General features: G+C 59.7%; 15 protein-coding genes. 9 read left to right on the forward strand and 6 right to left on the reverse strand.

Annotated elements, in window-relative coordinates; translation table 11 throughout:
* Positions 1 to 41: 41 nt before the first annotated feature.
* The 3 genes from HS122_18475 (at position 42) to HS122_18485 (ending at position 3,206) form a co-directional block, all read left to right on the forward strand.
* On the forward strand, positions 42 to 1,316 hold the full coding sequence (locus HS122_18475) for a hypothetical protein (protein ID MBE7540379.1): 1,275 nt from the start codon (positions 42 to 44) through the stop codon (positions 1,314 to 1,316).
* Between the two features lie 82 nt (positions 1,317 to 1,398).
* Positions 1,399 to 2,220, forward strand: a complete 822-nt coding sequence (locus tag HS122_18480; GenBank protein MBE7540380.1) for a Cof-type HAD-IIB family hydrolase — start codon at positions 1,399 to 1,401, stop codon at positions 2,218 to 2,220.
* 77 nt (positions 2,221 to 2,297) lie between these two features.
* Positions 2,298 to 3,206, forward strand: coding sequence for an ROK family protein (locus HS122_18485; GenBank protein MBE7540381.1), 909 nt, complete (start codon positions 2,298 to 2,300; stop codon positions 3,204 to 3,206).
* Positions 3,207 to 3,226: 20 nt separating this feature from the next.
* Here the strand turns inward: HS122_18485 and HS122_18490 are convergent, their stop codons facing one another.
* The 3 genes from HS122_18490 to asnS form a co-directional block, all read right to left on the reverse strand.
* Positions 3,227 to 4,105 (reverse strand): NAD(P)-dependent oxidoreductase, encoded by an 879-nt coding sequence (locus HS122_18490; GenBank protein MBE7540382.1) that lies wholly within the window; start codon positions 4,103 to 4,105, stop codon positions 3,227 to 3,229.
* 250 nt (positions 4,106 to 4,355) lie between these two features.
* Positions 4,356 to 5,879: a hypothetical protein gene (locus tag HS122_18495; GenBank protein ID MBE7540383.1), complete on the reverse strand. Its 1,524-nt coding sequence runs from the start codon at positions 5,877 to 5,879 to the stop codon at positions 4,356 to 4,358.
* Between the two features lie 117 nt (positions 5,880 to 5,996).
* A complete protein-coding gene (gene asnS, locus HS122_18500; protein MBE7540384.1) occupies positions 5,997 to 7,382 on the reverse strand; it encodes an asparagine--tRNA ligase in 1,386 nt (461 codons plus the stop codon).
* A 327-nt stretch (positions 7,383 to 7,709) separates the two neighbouring features.
* Here asnS and HS122_18505 point away from each other — a divergent pair, with 327 nt between their 5' ends.
* The 3 genes from HS122_18505 (at position 7,710) to HS122_18515 (ending at position 10,971) form a co-directional block, all read left to right on the forward strand.
* Positions 7,710 to 9,218 carry a hypothetical protein gene (locus HS122_18505; GenBank protein ID MBE7540385.1) on the forward strand — a complete coding sequence of 503 codons (1,509 nt, stop codon included), beginning with the start codon at positions 7,710 to 7,712 and terminating at the stop codon, positions 9,216 to 9,218.
* Between the two features lie 128 nt (positions 9,219 to 9,346).
* On the forward strand, positions 9,347 to 10,063 hold the full coding sequence (locus tag HS122_18510) for a class I SAM-dependent methyltransferase (GenBank protein MBE7540386.1): 717 nt from the start codon (positions 9,347 to 9,349) through the stop codon (positions 10,061 to 10,063).
* A 50-nt stretch (positions 10,064 to 10,113) separates the two neighbouring features.
* On the forward strand, positions 10,114 to 10,971 hold the full coding sequence (locus tag HS122_18515; GenBank protein MBE7540387.1) for an HDOD domain-containing protein: 858 nt from the start codon (positions 10,114 to 10,116) through the stop codon (positions 10,969 to 10,971).
* 155 nt (positions 10,972 to 11,126) lie between these two features.
* Here HS122_18515 and HS122_18520 read toward each other — a convergent pair whose 3' ends face one another.
* The gene (locus HS122_18520) at positions 11,127 to 11,972 is read right to left on the reverse strand and encodes a rhomboid family intramembrane serine protease (GenBank protein MBE7540388.1); all 846 of its coding nucleotides are present in this window, start codon (positions 11,970 to 11,972) and stop codon (positions 11,127 to 11,129) included.
* Positions 11,973 to 12,162: 190 nt separating this feature from the next.
* Here HS122_18520 and HS122_18525 point away from each other — a divergent pair, with 190 nt between their 5' ends.
* From HS122_18525 to HS122_18535, 3 genes are all read left to right on the forward strand, one after another.
* On the forward strand, positions 12,163 to 12,837 hold the full coding sequence (locus HS122_18525) for a DedA family protein (GenBank protein MBE7540389.1): 675 nt from the start codon (positions 12,163 to 12,165) through the stop codon (positions 12,835 to 12,837).
* A 311-nt stretch (positions 12,838 to 13,148) separates the two neighbouring features.
* Positions 13,149 to 13,769 (forward strand): hypothetical protein, encoded by a 621-nt coding sequence (locus HS122_18530; protein ID MBE7540390.1) that lies wholly within the window; start codon positions 13,149 to 13,151, stop codon positions 13,767 to 13,769.
* Positions 13,753 to 15,456: a matrixin family metalloprotease gene (locus tag HS122_18535; GenBank protein MBE7540391.1), complete on the forward strand. Its 1,704-nt coding sequence runs from the start codon at positions 13,753 to 13,755 to the stop codon at positions 15,454 to 15,456. The genes HS122_18530 and HS122_18535 overlap by 17 nt, the downstream gene beginning before the upstream one ends.
* Before the next feature lie 291 nt (positions 15,457 to 15,747).
* Here HS122_18535 and HS122_18540 read toward each other — a convergent pair whose 3' ends face one another.
* Together HS122_18540 and HS122_18545 are read right to left on the reverse strand one after the other, a co-directional pair.
* Entirely contained in the window at positions 15,748 to 17,781 is a 2,034-nt protein-coding gene (locus HS122_18540) for a hypothetical protein (GenBank protein ID MBE7540392.1), read from the reverse strand.
* Complete coding sequence (locus HS122_18545; GenBank protein MBE7540393.1) at positions 17,751 to 18,986, reverse strand: hypothetical protein; 1,236 nt, start codon at positions 18,984 to 18,986, stop codon at positions 17,751 to 17,753. The genes HS122_18540 and HS122_18545 overlap by 31 nt, the downstream gene beginning before the upstream one ends.
* Positions 18,987 to 19,005 lie beyond the last annotated feature (19 nt).

Genomic DNA, 19,005 nt, shown 5'->3' on the forward strand with positions numbered 1-19,005 from the left:
ATTGCTCGACCTTTCCGGTGCATGCTGGCTGAAATGGGCCCATGAAAACGCTGGCCATTGTCCTGATCCTTTCGCTGGTGGGAAATGCCCTGTGGATTGTCCGCCACTTCCAGGAAACTGCGGCGCGCCGGGGATCGGCGGTGGCCGGTGCGGCGCAGGAGGCGCGACCTGGAGAGTCTGCATCAACGTCCGCCGGTCCCGCGGAAAGTGCCGGCGGTGCCGGGAATGTTGTGCTTGGTGCGGACGGCAAGGCTCTGAGCCCTGAGGTCTGGGCGCGCCTGCATGGAGGGGATATTCGAAAACTGGTTTCCCGATTGAAGGCGGCGGGGTTCCCATCGTCGGCGATTCGCGCGATTGTGATGTCGGAAGTGGGCAATCTGTTCAATGAGCGGAGGAACGCGCTGGCTTCCAAGTCCCAGAGAGCTGAGTACTGGCGAAGTTTCGGGCGCTCTCCGATGGACCCCGCAACCGTGGCTCAAGGCCGCGCGCTCGAAAAGGAATACTCGGCGCTCGTCAAGGAACTGCTCGGCGACCTTCCTGCTGAAACGGGAGGTTTTGTTGAGGCACTGAACCGTCGGATGTACGGCAATCTATCGGCCGACAAGGTGCAGCAGATTCGCAGGATAACCGATGACTACAACGAGCTGAGCCAGGATGTCTATCGAAACTCCCAGGGCATCCTGCTTGCTGAGGACCGGGAGACGCTGGCATTCTTGGAAAAGGAAAAGGCGGCGGATCTTGAAAAGCTGCTGACACCCGACGAGCGGATGGAGTACGAGCTGCGATCGAGCCAGCTTGCGAATACGATTCGAGGGCGCTTGAACGGGTTTGATGCCACCGAGGCGGAATACCGGGCCATCTATGCTGCGGCGAAGACGTCGGGGATGGTCGAACGTCCTTCCTCAATGGAAGAAGGCCGCCAGTCGAACGAAGCATTCCTCAATGCGGTCAAGTCGACGCTCACGCCCGAAAGAATGGCGGAATATGAGCGGTCCACCAATCCTTCGTATGCCAATGCCAATCGGCTCGTGGCGCGGCTCAATCTTCCGGCGGGCACGGCCGAGCGCCTGGTGACGATCGAGAAGGACGCGCAGCTGCAGGCGGATGTCATCAGGCGAAACTCCACGCTCACGGCGGATCAGCGCACTGCGCAGCTTGGGGAATTGTCTTCCCGGACGACCCAGCAGCTCACCGGAAGCCTCGGCGGCGAACGCGGCATGGAGGCGTATCGTCAGTATAACGGCGGCTGGCTTCGAACCCTCACGAATCAGACACAGCCGCGGGGGGCTCCTGCACAAAGGCTCCCCGGACGCTGACATCCCGTCATTGGGGGCGCGCTCGTTGGCCATGCGTCAACTCGGCAATTGACTTCCGCGAAATCCTGCCCGCCGTGGCAGTGTGCAGAGAAGATTTCCCGAGCCTTTCCGTCTTGCGGCTGTTGACGTCGATGGAACCCTTGTCGGCCCCGCGCTCGAAATCAGCGACGCCAACCGGCGGGCGATCGGGCGCCTTCAGAAGGCCGGCATCGAGGTGGTCCTGGCTTCCGGCCGGCACTACGAGACGCTGAAATCATTCGCGGAGGCACTGCCCGGGGTGCGCTGGATGGTGTCATCCCAGGGGGGAGAGGTATCCAATATCGACCGGGCTCATGTTCTGGACAGGGTCTTCCTTGAGGCGGGGCAGACGGATCAAATCATCTCCCTTGGCAGGAAACTCGGCTACAATCTCGCGCTCTACACAGAGCGCGGAATCCTTGTGGACAACGATGCGGACACGAAAAAGCTTTATGCAAGCTTTGCGGGGCGGCCTCCCCAATTCACGATTGACCAGTGGCGGGACGAGCGCCTGCTCAAGATTGTGTGGATTGGCGAGGAGCCCAGCATTGCCTCGGTCGGCGACCATCCCGCCGTGAAGGCGATTGATGTCGAGCGCGTGCACACGCACCGCCAGCTTTTTGAATTTTCACCCCATGGCGTGAGCAAGGCGACCGGGCTGGCATCGCTCTGCGCGCATCTGGGATATCGCGCGGAACAGACTCTCGCGTTTGGTGATGCGGAGAATGACCTGCCGATGTTTTCCTGGGCGGGTCTGTCAGTTGCCATGCCGCACGGCTGGCCGAAGGCGCTCCGCAGCGCAGGCATTGTCGGGCCCGCGGGTGAGGAGGAAACGGCTCTGGCGCGCGCGATTGACTCCCTGTTTGACCGGCGCGGGCAGCCTTGAGGTTGAATTTCACCGAGCGCTCCAATCCTGTTTCTAGTCGACTGTGCACCGGTGTGCGATAACTCACTGTAGTTGACATGATCATTTGGGGCATCGATTTGGGTGGCACTAAAGTCGAGGGTGCGGTTCTTGACACCGCACATCCGGACAAACCGATCGCGCGCCTTCGACGTCCGACGGAATCCCATCTCGGCTACGAACACATTGTCGGGCAGATCAAACGGGTCGTCGAGGATCTGGAGAAGCAGACTGGCAGGCGCCGGCCGGCAGCCGTTGGATTCGGCACTCCTGGGACGATGGAGCCGTCGACCGGTGCGATGAAAAACTGCAATACGACCTGCCTGAATGGGCGGAAGCTGCGCGACGATCTTACAGCGACACTGGGAATCGAGGCGCGTCTGGCGAATGACGCGAACTGTTTTGCGCTGGCGGAGGCGACGCTCGGTGTGGCGAGAGGACGCCAGGTCGTCATGGGTCTCATACTCGGGACGGGTGTTGGTGGCGGCATTGTCGTCAATGGACGGGTGCTGAACGGCTGCCACGGCATCGCCGGTGAATGGGGGCACAACCCAATCATGGGTGAGCGCACACCCTGCTATTGCGGGCGTGCGGGTTGTGTTGAAACCGTCATAGCCGGCCCCTCGCTTGAGCGGCACTATTGCGAGGCAACCGGGCGGAAGCTGAACCTGCGCGAGATTGAGGAGCAGTCCAGAAAGGGTGACGCTGCGGCGACAGCCACGCTCGAGCGCCTGCGCGCGAAATTTGGCGAGTCGATTGCCGCGGTGATCAACATCCTCGATCCGGATGCGATTGTGATTGGTGGCGGAGTGGGAAATCTCGATCTGCTCTACACCGAGGAGACGCGCCGGGCGGTGGTGCGGCACCTGTTCAATCCAGAGGTGCGAACAGAGTTTCTAAAGCCGGAGCTCGGTGATAGCGCTGGAGTCTTCGGGGCCGCCATGTTGACCGGCGAGGTGGGCGGTTAGTCGCGTTTGGCCCGACTCCATCACGCGGCTTCCGCGTAGAGCTTGAAGAGCGCCTGAGTGCCGGAATCCTCCCAGCCCCGGAGCGAGACCTCGTCATACAGTCTTTTGGCGCAGGCGAGTCCGGGAAGATCCAAGTTCAACAGCGCCGCGCTTTCAAGGGCGAGCCCGATGTCCTTGATGAAGTGCTTCACATAGAACCCCGGAGCGTAGTTTCCCGCCAGCGCCCGCGGCGCGAGGTTGGTCATCGCCCAACTGCCGGCTGCACCGCCGCTGATGCTTTCCAGAACGGAGGCGGGAGCCAGGCCGGCCTTTCGCGCATAGGCGAGCGCCTCAACCCACGCGATCATGCCGGCTGCCACGGCGATCTGATTGGCGAGCTTGCAATGCTGTCCGGCGCCAGGGCCTCCGTGTCGCCGGATGTTTTTTCCCATCGCCTGAAACCATGGCATCGCGCGATTGAAAGCGGACTCCCCGCCGCCGACCATGATGACGAGGCGAGCCTCCCTTGCGCCGAGGTCTCCGCCTGAAACAGGCGCATCCAGCACGTCGACATTCCGGATCGCAGCATCAGCCGCGAGGCGCTTCGCCAGCGTCGGGCTGGATGTCGTCATGTCGATCAGAAGCGATCCTGGCTTTGCCGTCCGGACGAGGCCGTTTTCTCCCAGATAAATCCGCTCAACATCGGATGGAAAGCCGAGCATGGTGATGACCGCGTCGACGTTCGGCCCGATGGTTGACGGATCATCATGCCAGCGCGCTCCGAGATCGAGAAGGGGCTGCGCCTTGTGTTTGGTGCGATTGAAGACGTGCAGCGAGTGACCAGCGGCCATGAGATGCCGCGCCATGCTGCAACCCATGACACCCGTGCCGATAAAACCGATTGAATGTGAAGTCGCCATGGTTCTGGAATCCGATTGGGCTTGCCTTCTGACAAGCCTGTGGCGCTTCGGAAGCGCTGCAAACTCGTTCAGTGCAAAAATAGACTTCGTGAATGCGAAGAACATGCGTGCGTTCCGCGCCGATCCTGCGCCGCTGGCATGGCGGCAGGTTCAACAACCGACATTTCTCTCAGTCCCACGCATGCACCCGGGATTGAAACGGGACGCCGCCACGGCGCGCAATTCGGGACGAGTCCTGTTCCGACAGCAGCTACTCCTTGAACTCGTCGAAGGCTTGTTCTCCCGCAGTGGTTGCTGTGGCAATCGCGGGAGCCGGAAAGGAAAACGCGCCGGGACCTAGCTTTTCACGGAGCCGTTTTTCAAGATCGCGCAGTTGCTCCTCACGCTGCTCGAGCTCCATTTCCCGTTCGATCTGCTCCTGCGTTTTCTGAAGGAGACGCTCCTCGCTCTGGGAGAGATACTGCTCGCGCTGCTCGAGTCCCTTGCGCTCTTCCTGAAGAATCTCCTCCAGGCGGAGGCGTTCCGCCTCCAAGTCTGCTACGGTGTCGGCCGCTTCCTTTGCGTCAAACGGACTGGCGCAGCTGCCTGTGTGCGGGGGGGCGGGTGGTGGCGCGGGTTCGGGCGAACTGGCGGGTGTCTCTGAAGCCGGGCCGCCCTTTCGATTCAGGCGCAGGGATGGCGCCGGTGGAGGCGGCGCCGGCGGCTTGGGTGCGGCTCGGGAGACCGGCTTCTCCGAAGGAGTTGTGGGCCGCGGTTGCGGGGGAGGGGGAGGGGGAGGGGGAGGCGGGGCTTCGCGGCTCTGCGGAACCGCCGCAGCCTTTTCGGATGAAACCGACGGATCCGTGCGCGAGAAGATGCCGGGGTCTAGAAGGCCGTGCTTCAGTTTCTCCTCGGTGTCGGCCAGAATTCCCTCGATCGACGCGGGATCGATGCGAAGGAGTGTCGCTTCGCGGAGTGATGCCCATACGCGTTGATGATAGCTGGCCACACCGTACTGCGTGACATAGGAAGCCAGCTGACATTCCCCCTGGATGGCGCTTCGGACCTTTTCGGCGAGGTCGCGGGATTCATTCAGGAGGAGGATGACGGTGGCGATAGCGGGACCAGGCATCGTGAACTGCAGCGAATGAGCGGTGCTTTTCCAATTCCGCTCCGGCTGGCGGTAAAGAGTGATGGCTTCGGAGCCCGCCCGGATTCGCTGGGCATCCGCGATCTTGTTGACGAACGATATGTCGTCCTGAATGGCCCGCGCGGTTGCAACCAGGACGTCAATCTTTCTTCGCGCTTCGGAGTTTGAGCCGCACGGATCCGAGTGGGGCAGGGCTTCGAACGTGTCCTTCAGGGAGTTGAGTTGCGCCACAAAATTCATGACCGATTCATCGAATCGTGCGAGCAGCCGTTTCCAGTCATCGAGGAACCGGGACGCTGCGAGACCGTTTGCGTACTCCTGGTCGTGCTCGCGCAGGTAGATTTCCAAGGTGCGCTCGATGCATGCCTGCAGAACGGGGGTGGCTTCATCGATGTTCCGGAGTCCTTCCGCTAGAACGGAGACGTTTTCAACCATCTCGCGGCGCTGCACCTCCTTCTTTGAGTCCTTGAATAGAAAGGCGAGCAGGGGGCGGCCCGCCTTGGCAGCAGTTTTTTGCTCCTGCGCGACCTGAAGCGCGCTCTCTATTCGGCTTCGGCACAAGGTAAAAGCCGCCTCCCGCACCAGAAGATCCTGAAGTCTGTCTGGTATCGAAGGTCTTGTAGAAATTCTCGGCGTTGCCGACATGAGGACTGTTCCTTATCGACCCGGGTGCGCCCAAAATTTACCAAAACGTTGAACGATCGCAGGCTCGCGCCATTCGCTTGCGCGCGGAGATTCAGAGCTGAACCTTGGGGCGCCTGATCAAAAGCCCGCGCTGCCCGGGGTGCGGGCGAAGGGAATGACGTCGCGGATATTGGCCACGCCAGTGACGAACATGAGCATGCGTTCGAATCCCAGCCCAAATCCGGAGTGCGGCACAGAACCGTAGCGACGAAGATCGACGTACCAGGAGTATTCCTTTTCTGAGAGATGGTGCCGCTCCATGTTCTCCCGAAGAACCTCGAGGCGCTCCTCGCGCTGGCTTCCTCCGATGATCTCGCCAATACCGGGCACAAGGAGGTCCATGGCGCGGACGGTCCTGCCGTCATCATTCACCCGCATGTAGAAGGGCTTCAGGGTGCGTGGATAATCGTAGAGCGTCACCGGACACTTGAAATGCTCTTCCGCGAGATAACGCTCGTGCTCTGACTGCAGGTTCGAGCCCCAGGAGACGGAATGCTCCCAGGTTCGCCCGCTGCGGGCGAGGATGTCGATTGCCTCGGTGTAAGTGCAGCGCTGAAACGGTCGCTGCAGAACGAAATCAAGGCGCGACAGCAGGTCCTTGTCCACAAACTTGCCGAAAAACTCGAGGTCGGGCGCGCAGTGGGTTAGCGCATCACGGATGAGGTGTTTCACGAACTCCTCAGCCAGGTCCATGTTGCCGTCGAGTCCGCAGAACGCCATTTCCGGCTCTATCATCCAGAACTCCGAGGCGTGACGGGATGTGTGGGAATTCTCGGCGCGGAAAGTCGGACCAAACGTGTAGACATTGGACAATGCGCACGCAAAGACCTCGGCCTCCAGCTGACCTGACACCGTGAGGTAGGTTCTTTTCGCAAAAAAGTCCTTGGAGAAATCGACGGTGTGATCGGGGTTCGCGGGCGGGTTCTGTGGATCGAGCGTGGTGACACGAAAGAGCTCTCCCGCGCCCTCGCAATCGCTCGCGGTGATGATCGGTGTGTGCACGTAGACGAACGACCTCTCCTGGAAAAACTGGTGAATGGCGTAGGCAAGCCGGCTTCTCACGCGGAAGACTGCACCGAAAAGATTCGACCGCGGACGCAGGTGGGCGATGTCGCGAAGAAACTCCAGCGTGTGCCCTTTCTTTTGCAGCGGATAGGTGGAGTCAGCCTCACCCAGAATTGCAAAGGAGGATGCGACAACCTCCCATTGCTGTCCCTGTCCCTGGGAAGGGACAAGACGGCCGCGCACCTCGATCGAAGCGCCGGTTGTCGCGCGGGCGATCTGGTCGTAACCAGGGAGCGATGCATCAACAATGACCTGGAGGCTCTTCAGGCAGGATCCATCGTTGATCTCGAGGAATGAGAATGCCCTGGCGTCCCGCCGCGTTCGCACCCATCCCTGAAGCAGAATGGCTTCGATCTGGGCCGGGGAGTGGAGGGCGTCCTTGACAAGCGTGCGTTGCATGGGGAGTACCCTGGCAAAGAAGCCAGTTTGCCATCAACCTTGCAAATCTTGAACGCTGCCGAGTCCACAAGCCAGGCCCGCGGATCGTTTTCCCGTGCCATTAATATGGAGTTTCAAACACTAGGATGTCGGGTAAATCTGTTGTGAGATTCGACTCCGACGCACTGTGTTCGCAAGTGTCTGGCTCAAAACCCGGCTTTGATTCCTCAATTCATTGAAACTGGCCGATGCCTGGAGGCCGAACGTGACGATAAGACCGGGTGCAACTGACTGATAAACCTTATGAGTGAAATTTCGTGATCCCTGAACCGAACTGGCAAGGATGATATGCTGTCGGGTGAGTGGAAGTTGAGCAACAAGAACACCGTTCCCGCCGCACTGCAGGACCTGCTGGTGCGCGAAGCTGCGTTTACGTTGAGCCGCAGGCGCATTGCCGAGGCGGTTGATGTGGCACGGTCCAGCCGTGACACGATGGCTGCTGCACGCCCGATGCTTTCGTTTGTGCGCCAGGACGCCAGAAAGGAGCACCGCGAGAAATTGAAGGAGTGTGAGGAAAACATCGCGATCCTTGAGGCGGGCGCGAAGAAGCTGGATGCAACGATTCCGGTCCTTCACCAGTGTGTGGAGCGAAGCTTGGAAAACTACCTGCGCGAGATGGATCCGGAGTATGTGAACGGGTTGTCGGCGTCGCGATTCTCGGTGGACTGGCAGCGCATCCTTGAGCGCTTCGAGCAGGCGGTTGAATTGTACTCCAGCGCGCTTGAGCAATTGCCCGCGCTGCTTGAGGCGATGGTGCCGAATGAAATCTGCGGGGCCCATTTTGACGGGCGGCAGATGATCCAGGACACATCGAAGCGGGCGAAGGCGATTCTCAGGGAGATCGGCTTCATCAACAAGGTGGCGGAGGCGCAGCGCCTGCGCGCAGGCAGCGGCAATACGACGCTCGAGCGCCAGCCGGAGCGAAACTGGGGTGCGCTGGCCGATTCACTCCTGGCGGTGAAGCCGCTGGAGGCGGCGCGCACGGTCAAGCAGTTGATCGCGGAATCCGGGGATGTTGTCGCAACGGTACATGCCGCGATCAAGAATCAGGCGCGCCTGGCAACCTATGCCGGTGGCTACGGTGTGGCCAGCTACCATGAGAACGTCTGGAATTCCCTGCGTGAATCGGCGCTCGTTCAACTGGAGCCCGACCGGCTTGAAGAAATTCTTGGAGACACCGAGCGGCGGATTGAAACCGGAGAACTCGCGGAGTATGCGCCCGAGCCCATGCCGCTGCCGGCGGCTGCGCTGGCCGCAATGGCCTCGGCCCCCGCTCCTGGCGGCGGTTTGCGCGTGGGCTTCGCCGGTCGAAAACCGGAACAAAATCCGGCATCGGCCGCACCTCCGTCCACGCCGACCCCCGCGAGAACCCTTTCGCTGAAGATACCGGGTCGCAGCCTGCCTCCACCCGCGCAGCAGCCGGGTCATCCGATTTCGCCAATGACTCCGCTTCCCGTCATGGCGACACCGGCATCCCCCACTGCCGGACTTGCGCCAGTTCCCGCGGCGGCTTCCGCTCCGGATGCGGCGACGCTTGCGGAGTTGCGGGCCGAGCGCGAGAGGCTGGATGCACTGCTGAGCGAAACAAACGCGACACTCGCCGAGCGTGAGAAGTTTCTTTCGCAGAGCGAGGCCCGCCTGATGCAGACAAGCCAGGCCCAGCTCGAGCGTGAGGTGGAGCTCGAACAGCGCGAGGAGCAGCTGCGTGAGCTGGAACGGCGACTGCGTGAGCTTCAGCCCGGTTCCCTGCCGCCGGTCGCCGAGCCGGCCAGGAAATTTGACGAGTTCAACGAATAGCCTGCCAGGACGATTGATTCGGAGATCGCGTTCTCTGGCAAACTGAAGCCTGCTGGCTGCATGCGGTCAGTTGGGAATCCAATCCGGCGGTGAAGAGGAACCAGCAGATTCTTGGCTCCCGCCGTTCGATCGTGGCGGCGATCGGCTTGCTTGGAATATGCGTGTCTGCGTCCCGGGCTGAGGCGAACCGGCCGGCTGCCAATGGCTACAGCACTGGTGTCAGGACGCGCGATGGCATTGGAAAGTACTATTTCGGCCGGGAGATTGCGCATTTCATGTCGCACGTGGGGGCGCCTTGGCTCGAACGGCCCGAACGTGATCAGCAGGAACGCCCCGACCTGGTCATGGAGTCGCTGGATTTGAAGCCGGGTGATCGTGTCGCCGATCTGGGCTGCGGCACGGGCTATTTCAGCTCGCGTCTGGCAAGGGCGGTCGGCCCGACGGGCGTCGTCTATGGTGTCGAGATTCAGCCGGAGATGCTGAAGCTGCTCGCATCCAGCATGGCGGAGCAGAAGATCACGAGCGTTGTTCCCGTGCTTGGTGCGGTCGATGACCCGCTGCTGCCGGAACCCGTGGATCTGGTGCTCATGGTCGATGTCTATCACGAGATGAGCCACCCGGCGGAGCTGATGGCGGCGGTCTGCCGGAGTTTGAAGCCGCGCGGCCGCGTCGTGTTTGTGGAATATCGCGCGGAGGATCCGGATGTGCCGATAAGGCCGCTGCACAAGATGACGGAGGCGCAGATCAGGCGGGAAATGGCGGTCCAGCCCCTTGATTTCACAAGGACGGTGGAAACGCTGCCCCGGCAGCATCTGGTGATTTTCAGGAAGCGGGCGGAGCGATAGCACCGGCGTAAAGTCATTCGGGAATGTGCCGATAGACAGGGTGCCTTTCCATGCCTGTCGAGCCCCTTTCAGATGCCCGTTTGACGGCTGCAGCAGCGAAGCTGCCGGCTGCGCCCCGCATTTTCCAGCAGTTGAGCAACGCCATCAAGGATCCGGATGTGAGCGTTGAGGCGATGGTCACGGTTGTTCGCCTTGATCCGGTCCTGAGCGCCCGCGTAATCCGCGCAAGCAACAGCCCGCTCTTTTCGCGCGGGGGCAACATTGTCAGTCTCGATGGCGCGATCGAGCGCATTGGCATCTATGAGGTGTATCAGCTGGTGGGAGCCGCGATGGCGTCCCAGCTCTACTCGGGCGGCCTGCCGGTCTACGGAGTTTCCGGCGACCAGTTGTGGGAGAACTCGGTGACAACGGCGGTTGCCCTTGACCATCTTGCCGAGACGGCCGGTGAGGATGGACGCGTCGGCTACACCCTGGGGCTGCTGCGTCCCGTCGGGCGGCTTTTGCTTCAGCGGATTGCATCCGAAAAGACCTGCGCCCCGCTGATTGGACGCCACGGCACCTGGGAGCGGATCGAGGCCTGGGAGGTTGAGGCCTTGGGAGCGACCAGCACGGAGGCGATCAACCGCGTGTTTCAACTTTGGGACTACCCGATGACCCTGACCGATCCCATCCGGTACCAGTTCCGCCCGTCTGCCGATCCGATGAACGGTCGCATGACCGCGCTGCTTCATTGTGCATCGTGGATTGCCAACGGACTTGGAAAGGGGCTGGTGATCGAGCAGGATGCCTGGGAGATGAACGACTCCCTTCTGGGGCAGGCTGCGATTGACGCCGCTGCGGTGGAGAAATGCACCGCGCGGGCCCGTCGCATCGCCGAACGCCTGAATGGACTTTTGCGCGCCGCCTGATTCAGGCGCGTTTCAACCCCCGGGGTGGAAGGATCCGGACTTCCCCCGGGGAGCAATTTCCCGGACGCGCGCAGCGGAACCCCTGCCGCTCCTACGATCGCGGACCAGGTCTCCAACATCGGGGTCGTGGTGCATCCAGAAGCTGGATACGCGGGTCAATCGCGCGGGGACCGGCGTTTCCTGAGTGTCTGCTGCGCGGAATCCAGAACAGCCCGCTCCTTCGCAGTGAGGCTGCCGATGCCCGAAGTCGCGATCTTGTCGAGCAGCGCATCGACCTCGGCCATGGATGCCGGCGGCTCCCGCGGAGGGGCGGTTTTTTCCGGCCGCTCCGGCAGATCCGGCAGCGCGCGTAGTCGGGGTTGTCTGCGGGCGGGAAGGACTGAGGGGATTGTGAGCAATCCCTGCGCATGCCGGACGAATGCATAGGCGAAGGAGGCCGTGGTCGTGAGCGTGATCAGACTGACCCAGTCGCGACTGGAGAGGGCGATCAGAGCGTAGAGACCGACGAGCACGATGGCGACCCATTTGGCGAGGAGATTGCCGAGCATCATCGCGTTTGGATACAGTGTCGCAAAGGCGATGAAGAGGCCCAGTCCACCCGTTTGTCCGGAAAACCGGGTGGGGAGCCAGGCTCCGGTGATTGTCAGGATGAGCGCGGGAGCCAGGTAGAGGCCGGTGTAGATCCAGAGGAACCGCCGTCGACCGAAGAACTTTTCAAGTTCACGTCCGAACCAGATGATCATGAGCATGTCGATCGCGAACCAGAGCGATGGAGGATTTACCAGCCCATACGTGAAGACACGCCAGACCTCGCCCTTGAGCACGCGCATGCTGTCGAAGGCGGCCAGGCTGAGGAGGGCTGTCTGATTCCAGAAACTCAACAAGGCGGTTGCGATCATCGAGATCACCAGGACGACGACGATCATGTGTGCGGCGTAGAGCGGCACACTGCCCCAGTAGGTGAGCGGCTGGTGGTCGTTGGATGTGCTGTAACCGTTCATGAGCTTGAGACAACAAACTGCCGTGGAAGTGGCGGGGTGCAAGCCGGCAAGGATTCCCTGCGAGCATTTCTCCCGGCTTCCCGTTCTCAACGGCGCCGTTTTTCCCGCACGGACCGGTTCATCTTGAATCGGGCATTGTTTCCTCCTGCCTTGGTGCCGCCGGTCGTGCGCCCATGCCCGGCCGCCCATCATGGATCTCATTCGCAAACTCATCGATTTCATTCTCCACATTGATCAGCACCTGAGAGAGGTGGTGGCGAACTACGGACTTTGGACATACGCGGTGCTCTTCCTGATCGTGTTTGCCGAGACCGGGCTTGTGGTGACGCCATTTCTGCCGGGAGATTCGCTGCTGTTTGCCGCGGGCGCCCTTTGCGCGCCGGTTGAGAGCCAGTTGAATGTGCATCTCGCCGCCCTGGTGCTTTTCGCCGCCGCGGTCATTGGAGACACGGTCAACTACTGGGTGGGGGCCCGGGTTGGCCCGGCGGTGTTCAAGCGCGAGGATTCCTTTCTGCTTCGCAGGAAGCACCTGGATCGTGCGCATGAGTTCTTTCTGCGTTATGGCGGACGGGCCATCATTCTCGCGCGCTTCGTGCCGATCGTTCGGACATTCGTGCCGTTTGTGGCGGGTGTTGGACGCATGCCCTACGGGCGGTTCATCACCTACAATGTTGCCGGAGGATTTGTCTGGGTATATTTTTTCACGTACGCGGGTTATTTCTTCGGGACCCATCCGCTTGTTCAGCGAAATTTCAAGCTGGTGATTCTTGCGATCATCATTTTGTCGGTGCTTCCCATCGTGTTTGAATTCTGGCGCGAATGGCGCGCTCGTGGCCGGCGCAGGCGCGCGGGATTGTCTGGGTAGCCCGCCCGCCGGAAAACTTCGTTGCCTTTTGGGGACCGGTTCGCGCGAAGCGCGTGAAATGCGTACTTGCACCGATAGCGACCCGATGGCGCTAAGCAGGCTTCACGCATCCAAGTTCGAACTACTACTCAATTCGCCCCGGCTGCGTAATCTCCGGTCGGAGTGTCATCGATCGGGCTGGTCATTGCTGGAAGTCGGCACGCATCAATGCCTAATCGCCACGAGGAGACTGGGTGAAATTGCTGACTCCTGCCAGCGTCTAAGGGAGATCCCCCATGTCTGCTCTCGGAATGCGCGGGTAACCTAGGGACATGTTCCCATGTCCGGCATCCTTTGATCTTCCCCGATTCGGGAGGTTTCTGGCGCTTGGGCTTTTTGTGGCATGGCTGCCCTCCGCTCGCGCCGTCTCAGTGATTCCTCCGGACTTCCCTGAACTCGTGGCGGAATCGACTCAGATTGCACGCGTGCGGATTGTCGAGATTTCCGTGCGGTGGGACCAGTCAGCGCACGGACCTGTGATCCACACCTATGTGAAGGCGGAGACGATCAGGACGCTGAAGGGCGCCGGGCAGGCGACGATCAACCTGAGACTCCTGGGAGGACGGGTTGGCGATGTTTCCATGCAGGTGGCTGACATGCCTGAATTTGAAGTCGGCCGGACCTACATCCTGTTCATCGCCGGGAACAACCAGTCCTTTTGTCCCCTGGTGGGTGTGATGCACGGCAGTTATCCGCTGGAGATTGATGCCGCGAGCGGAATGGAGCGGGTCGTTCGGGGAAATCATCAGCCTCTTGCGTCGATTGAGGATGTGGCGCTCCCGTTCACGCAGGCGGGGCGTCCGGCGTTCCGGCCAAACTCGGGCGGTGGGATGTCCGCGAGTGAATTTGAGGCGGCGATCAGGAATGAAGTTTCCCATGGCGGCACGAATTGAAGACATGCGGCGCCTGCCGGGTTTGATTGCTGCGGTGCTCGTGTTTTGCGGTGTTCTGCGACCTGCGGATGCGTTTGTGATGGATTCGCGCCGCTGGGACTCAGGACCGATCACGATGCACATCAGTCTGGACGCTACGCCGCTTTCCAAGCCGCTGGCCGATGGATCGACATCGTGGGGGCAGGTTGCCCGCCAGGCGCTTGACGAGTGGAATGCGGTGATCTCCCGCTCGCAGTTTGTCGCTGTGATGGACTCCACAGCTCCGGTGGGAAGACAGAATGGCGTGAACAATGTCTTCTTCAGTCCGACAGTTTATGGCGAAGCCTGGGGCAGTGGTGTCGTCGGGATGACGATCACGGTGACACAGGGTGCGGGAGGTGCGCGGCGGGCGGAGAGTGACGTGCTTTTCAACAGCGCGGCCCCCATGAATTCCTATCGCGGTGCGCTGGGTTCGGCGGGACCCTGGTTCGATTTCAAGCGTCTCGCGCTTCACGAGTTCGGGCATGTCTTGGGTTTGGGGCATCCGGATGATTCGGGCCAGAACAAGGTTTCGGTGATGAACAGCGCCATGAGCGACACCGATCACCTGACTGCGGATGACATTGAGGGCGCGCAGCAGGGATACGGATCACCCGCGGGATTCGCCATGGGTGTTGCGCCTTCAATAGTCAGCGTGGCAGGCGGGCCTTCGGCAATGGTGGGATCGCAGGCATCGTTTTCCGTTGTGGCGAAGGGCACGGGTCCGTTCACCTACCTGTGGAAGCGTGACGGTTTGGTTGTGGACGGGGAGGCCGGGCCGAGCCTGGTTCTGGAGTCGGTGAAAGTCGGTGACGCCGGCGCCTACACGGTCATGATCAGCAATGCCGTCGGCAGTGTATCCACTTTTGTAGGACAACTGACCGTCGTGGCACCGGCGCCTGCCCGCCTCTGCAATCTCTCGGTGCGCACCACTCTCGCGAAGCAGCAGACGCTGGTGGTTGGTCTGACGGCGGCGGGCGGCCCGCTGCCGGTACTGCTTCGGGCGGTCGGGCCAACCTTGTCGGCGTTTGGGGTTTCCGGCGCTATGCCGGATCCGTCACTCGCGGTCTACAAGGACGGAATTCTCATTGATTCGAATGAGAACTGGGGTGGCTCAACCGCGCTGAGTCAGGCAGTCCTTTCCGCCGGCGCGTTTGCCCTGCCGGCCGGCAGTCTTGACGCGGCTCTGGTGCGGTCGATCGAGGGAGGCGGGACGGTGCAGGTTTCGGCTGTGGAGGCCGGCAGCGTTCTGGTCGAGGCTTACGAGATGCCGAACGCGGGCAATGCGAGACTGGTCAATCTGTCCGCCCGCAATCGGGTCGGTGAAGGTGCCGATGCGCTCGTGGCTGGCTTCACGCTTTCAGGCGAGGCTCCCAGAACCGTGCTTATTCGCGGCATCGGTCCGACGCTGGCGAAGTACGGCGTGACGGGCGTGCTTGCGGATCCGAAGCTCGAACTCTATTCCGGCGCCACTAAAATTGGCGGGAACGATTCATGGGACTCATCGCAGGCCGGGGTGTTTGCCAAAGCGGGCGCGTTCACGTTGCCCGAGGGGAGCAAGGACGCCGCACTCGTCGTCACGCTTTCGCCGGGCAGCTACACGGTGCAGCTCACGGGAAACAATGGTGCCACGGGCGAGGGCATGATCGAGGTTTACGCGGTCGATTGAGCTGTGAACCATCCGCCGCAGACTGGTCATGGAATCAGGCGGCTGCGGTGATCAGGGTGGGGCGGGTGGTGCACGGCTGGGTTGTGACAGGAAACCTTTGTCACCTCGCGGTCGACACGCTGCGGGAAATCTGGGATCGGGAATGCAGTGGCTGCAAACCGCCTTTTTCGGCGAGGTGCGACCGGTTTAGGAAGGAGAACGGGCATTTGTTCCAAGGCAGGTGCAAGGTGATCGAAGGTTGGAAGTAAGGACCGCTCCTTAGCGCATTCCCTTAGCGCTTTCCCCTCATGATTAGAATTCAAATGAGTTCGTCAGAATGAAGGCACGAGGGGCTTTCGCGTTGGCGACGACTATCTTTCCGTCGGGATCAGCCCGCTGACCAATGAGGTCAGTGTTGTCGAGAAGGTTTCTTATATTCAGCTGCAAACGCCACTGAATCCTCTCACGAAAGATCTTCCTGCCATAACCGCCAAACCCATCGAAGGTGACCAATGGCTTGCCACGAATAGGTTGATCCAAGTCCGGTCCAAGCGGGGAAGGAGTCTCCAACACTCCAGGTATTGAAAACGCATTGGGGGTGGCCGGCAACGACCATTTGTATCCAATCACAACAGGACTTTGCCAATTGTAATTCGCACCAATATACGTTCCTTTCAACCAGCCTCTCGAAAAGCCATAGCGCGTCGTCACATTGATTCGATACTCACGCTCATTGATGATGCTTCGACCCTCCTGCCGATACACCCAGTCATAATTTACAATGCTCGCCTGAACAGCCTCCATCGCGGTTATCTTTGTACCAATTGGCCAGTACACAGGCTTGTCGCCATAATAGTTTGGATTGGAGGGGCTTGTCCCCTGATCAATCCATATGGGAATACGTGCTTTTATGAATTCAAGATAGTTTCGCCCGATATTGCTTTCTTTTGCTGAACTTCTCGACGCCGAGATCGAGATACGCCAATTTCTTGTCAAGTTGCCCACCAAAGTAAGCTCATAACCAACTGAGTGCGTATCTGATAGAAAGTCAAAGACATCTGTTGTCGCTCCTTGGTTGGCAGGCCGCTGGCCAGGTGGCGTATTCTCAAGTATGGCCTGCTGAAAGGCACGATACTTTTCAACATAGGGATCCTGCCCGCGCGCAATCATTCTCGTCATCGCATTATATTCGAGATCAATGGTATTGTGACGCACGAACTGGCCGTAGTTTCCACCCGGACTTGGAAGCGGACTAAGGACACGAAGATTCGAAACATTGCCGGTACCATTATTTTCATAACGCGAAAGCCTGATTCCAACCCTGTTCCCCGGCGTTGTGATGGCAATCCCGTACTCTTCTCCTCGTCCACCGCCGATGGGAGCAATCGAGCCATCAAAGTCTTTTCGGATGAAACTGGGAATTTGCTGTGAACTCGACTTCGTATAAAATATTGATGCAGGCAGCCATCCCCAAGGCGATCGAAGGATTGCACTCTTCATGTCGGTTTCGGGTGTCTTTCCGGTTATCCTTGTCCACTGTGGATCATTCTCGATCAATAACAGATCACGCAACTTGTTGCCTCCGACATCAAACGCCTCAACATCATCTCTGCGCTTGCCCCAGCCCAGGATCAGGTTTCCTCCAAGGAGGTAACCCTGCCACGCAATGGCACCGGACTTGGTAATACTGCGATTGGCGAATGCCGGATTTGTCGCCCCCGCAGGATCCCATCCCATAACTTCCAGGCTGGTTCCAGGCAGTGTGTGAGGGCCTTCTTCTATCAGATCAATGGGAAATTGTATGGCCATTCCAGACTTGTCCTTAGGATCGATGTAATAGCTGAAATTGAACGCCCGGGAAACCGCCGGCGTACCGGCAGGCACGGATGGCGGATTTATGTACTTATAATCCGATCTCTGATTGAAGGTGCTCGCATCTCTGCGATCGAATAGCAGTGCCGCGCGATGCCGCCCCACCCACCTCAACCACCCAGGTCTGTCCATCAAGTTTAGTTCATAAGAAAGCGACAGGCGGCGCTGATCTCGGTATGCCAGCGTCCTGGCGGCATACACATCACCCGTCTGAAAATAGTATCGGCCAAAATAGGGATTTGGGGTCACCCCATCCCTGAGAAACCGGTTGGCATCGGCATAAAGATCAGCGCTGCCAAAATTGACACTGCGAACGGCACGTTGATTATAGGATTCCTTGTTATATCCGGCCTCCACAAATAAGTTTCGGAATGGATTCAACTCGATGATTACCCCGCCAATGTCGGTTTTATTCTTTGCCTGATTGGCATTGCCTTGATAATTCACATCAAATGGAAAGACGGCATCATCCATGATGCTATGCTCGAACGCATAGGCAGCCGGCGTCCCGAGCAACTGGTCATGCCCCGCACTACTGCGAACGGAAGCTTTGCAGGACTAGGATTTGGAAAAGGCGCGATTTTCAAATCTACAAATGCGGGTGCGGTCCGAAGCGGATCGAAATTATAATAAAATCGGGCACCGCCACCAGGGGCGGAATAATTGGTAAACACGGGATCTCGCGTGCCTGTTGCTTCCGCCGGTGGTCGTCCGGCTGCAATCCACGGTGTCACGTGGTCAGTAGCAAGGCTGTCCATCGCTGTCTGCGAATAGAAATCGGCGCGTTCAAAATAGGCTCTGACGCTTATCTGTTTAGTGGGCTTGAATGTGATCGTTCCGTAGAGACGATTCGAGCGATCAAAGGATGGCTTTCTCCATCCTTCACCTCTATTGCGAAGAGCTGCAACCCGCAGGCCAAGCACATCCTTCTTGATAGGTTGATTCAAGTCGACCACCATGCGTCGACTTCCGATATCATCAAGCCGTAGTTCCACAAGATGATGTGGACGTGTCAAACCAGCGCGCTTGAAGGTGGCGTTGATCGTTCCTGACGGCTGCCCATTGCCAAATAGGATGGAGTTCGGCCCGCTTGCAAAGTCGAATCGATCAGTATTGTACGTGTCCATCGGAACGACTGAATCGAAGAAGTCGTGCCCCCGATTGGGTGGTCCGATGCCACGCATCCTCCCACCTGTGGTTGGACCCACTCCACCTAGCGGGGATTCGTAGGCGTACGCTCCGGCCACGCCAGCTGCAGATGCCTCAAATATGGAGGAATCACTCTGCATGTTGAGCGAGTACTGAAGCGCATCGTTTAGATCCGTGATCGCCAAGTCCTGCAAGAACTCCTTGGTCATGACGGTAACCTGCCCGGCAACGTCCCTTAGGGATGTGCTCAGCCTGGTGCCTGCGAGGGTCTCTCGCGCCTCGTATCCAACATCGGACGACGCGGAAACTTCAAAAGGGCTTAAAGACACGACTTCGCTGTTTGCACTGCGACTGCTGTCTGCATCCGATTGGGCGTCACGCTTGCTTTCGGACGGCCCCATCCCGCCGCCAGAAATCGGCTTCTCCGGCGCTGATGCGGCTGGATTGGATGCTGATGGGACTTGAGCACTTGCGCCTGTGAAAATCAGGGTGATACAAACAAGCCAGAGGCAGGAAATTTCTTGAGACATGGTTGGAGTTGGTTCTGAG

Source organism: Opitutaceae bacterium, assembly GCA_015075305.1.
Taxonomy (GTDB): Bacteria; Verrucomicrobiota; Verrucomicrobiia; order Opitutales; family Opitutaceae; genus UBA6669.

Bases quoted from the DNA above. Each gene is read 5' to 3' on its own strand.
- HS122_18475 (MBE7540379.1), top strand. From the start codon at position 42: ATGAAAACGCTGGCCATTGTCCTGATCCTTTCGCTGGTGGGAAATGCC.
- HS122_18485 (MBE7540381.1), top strand. From the start codon at position 2,298: ATGATCATTTGGGGCATCGATTTGGGTGGCACTAAAGTCGAGGGTGCG.
- HS122_18490 (MBE7540382.1), bottom strand. From the start codon at position 4,105: ATGGCGACTTCACATTCAATCGGTTTTATCGGCACGGGTGTCATGGGT.
- HS122_18495 (MBE7540383.1), bottom strand. From the start codon at position 5,879: ATGTCGGCAACGCCGAGAATTTCTACAAGACCTTCGATACCAGACAGA.
- asnS (MBE7540384.1), bottom strand. From the start codon at position 7,382: ATGCAACGCACGCTTGTCAAGGACGCCCTCCACTCCCCGGCCCAGATC.
- HS122_18505 (MBE7540385.1), top strand. From the start codon at position 7,710: ATGCTGTCGGGTGAGTGGAAGTTGAGCAACAAGAACACCGTTCCCGCC.
- HS122_18515 (MBE7540387.1), top strand. From the start codon at position 10,114: ATGCCTGTCGAGCCCCTTTCAGATGCCCGTTTGACGGCTGCAGCAGCG.
- HS122_18520 (MBE7540388.1), bottom strand. From the start codon at position 11,972: ATGAACGGTTACAGCACATCCAACGACCACCAGCCGCTCACCTACTGG.
- HS122_18525 (MBE7540389.1), top strand. From the start codon at position 12,163: ATGGATCTCATTCGCAAACTCATCGATTTCATTCTCCACATTGATCAG.
- HS122_18530 (MBE7540390.1), top strand. From the start codon at position 13,149: ATGTTCCCATGTCCGGCATCCTTTGATCTTCCCCGATTCGGGAGGTTT.
- HS122_18535 (MBE7540391.1), top strand. From the start codon at position 13,753: ATGGCGGCACGAATTGAAGACATGCGGCGCCTGCCGGGTTTGATTGCT.
- HS122_18540 (MBE7540392.1), bottom strand. From the start codon at position 17,781: ATGGATGATGCCGTCTTTCCATTTGATGTGAATTATCAAGGCAATGCC.
- HS122_18545 (MBE7540393.1), bottom strand. From the start codon at position 18,986: ATGTCTCAAGAAATTTCCTGCCTCTGGCTTGTTTGTATCACCCTGATT.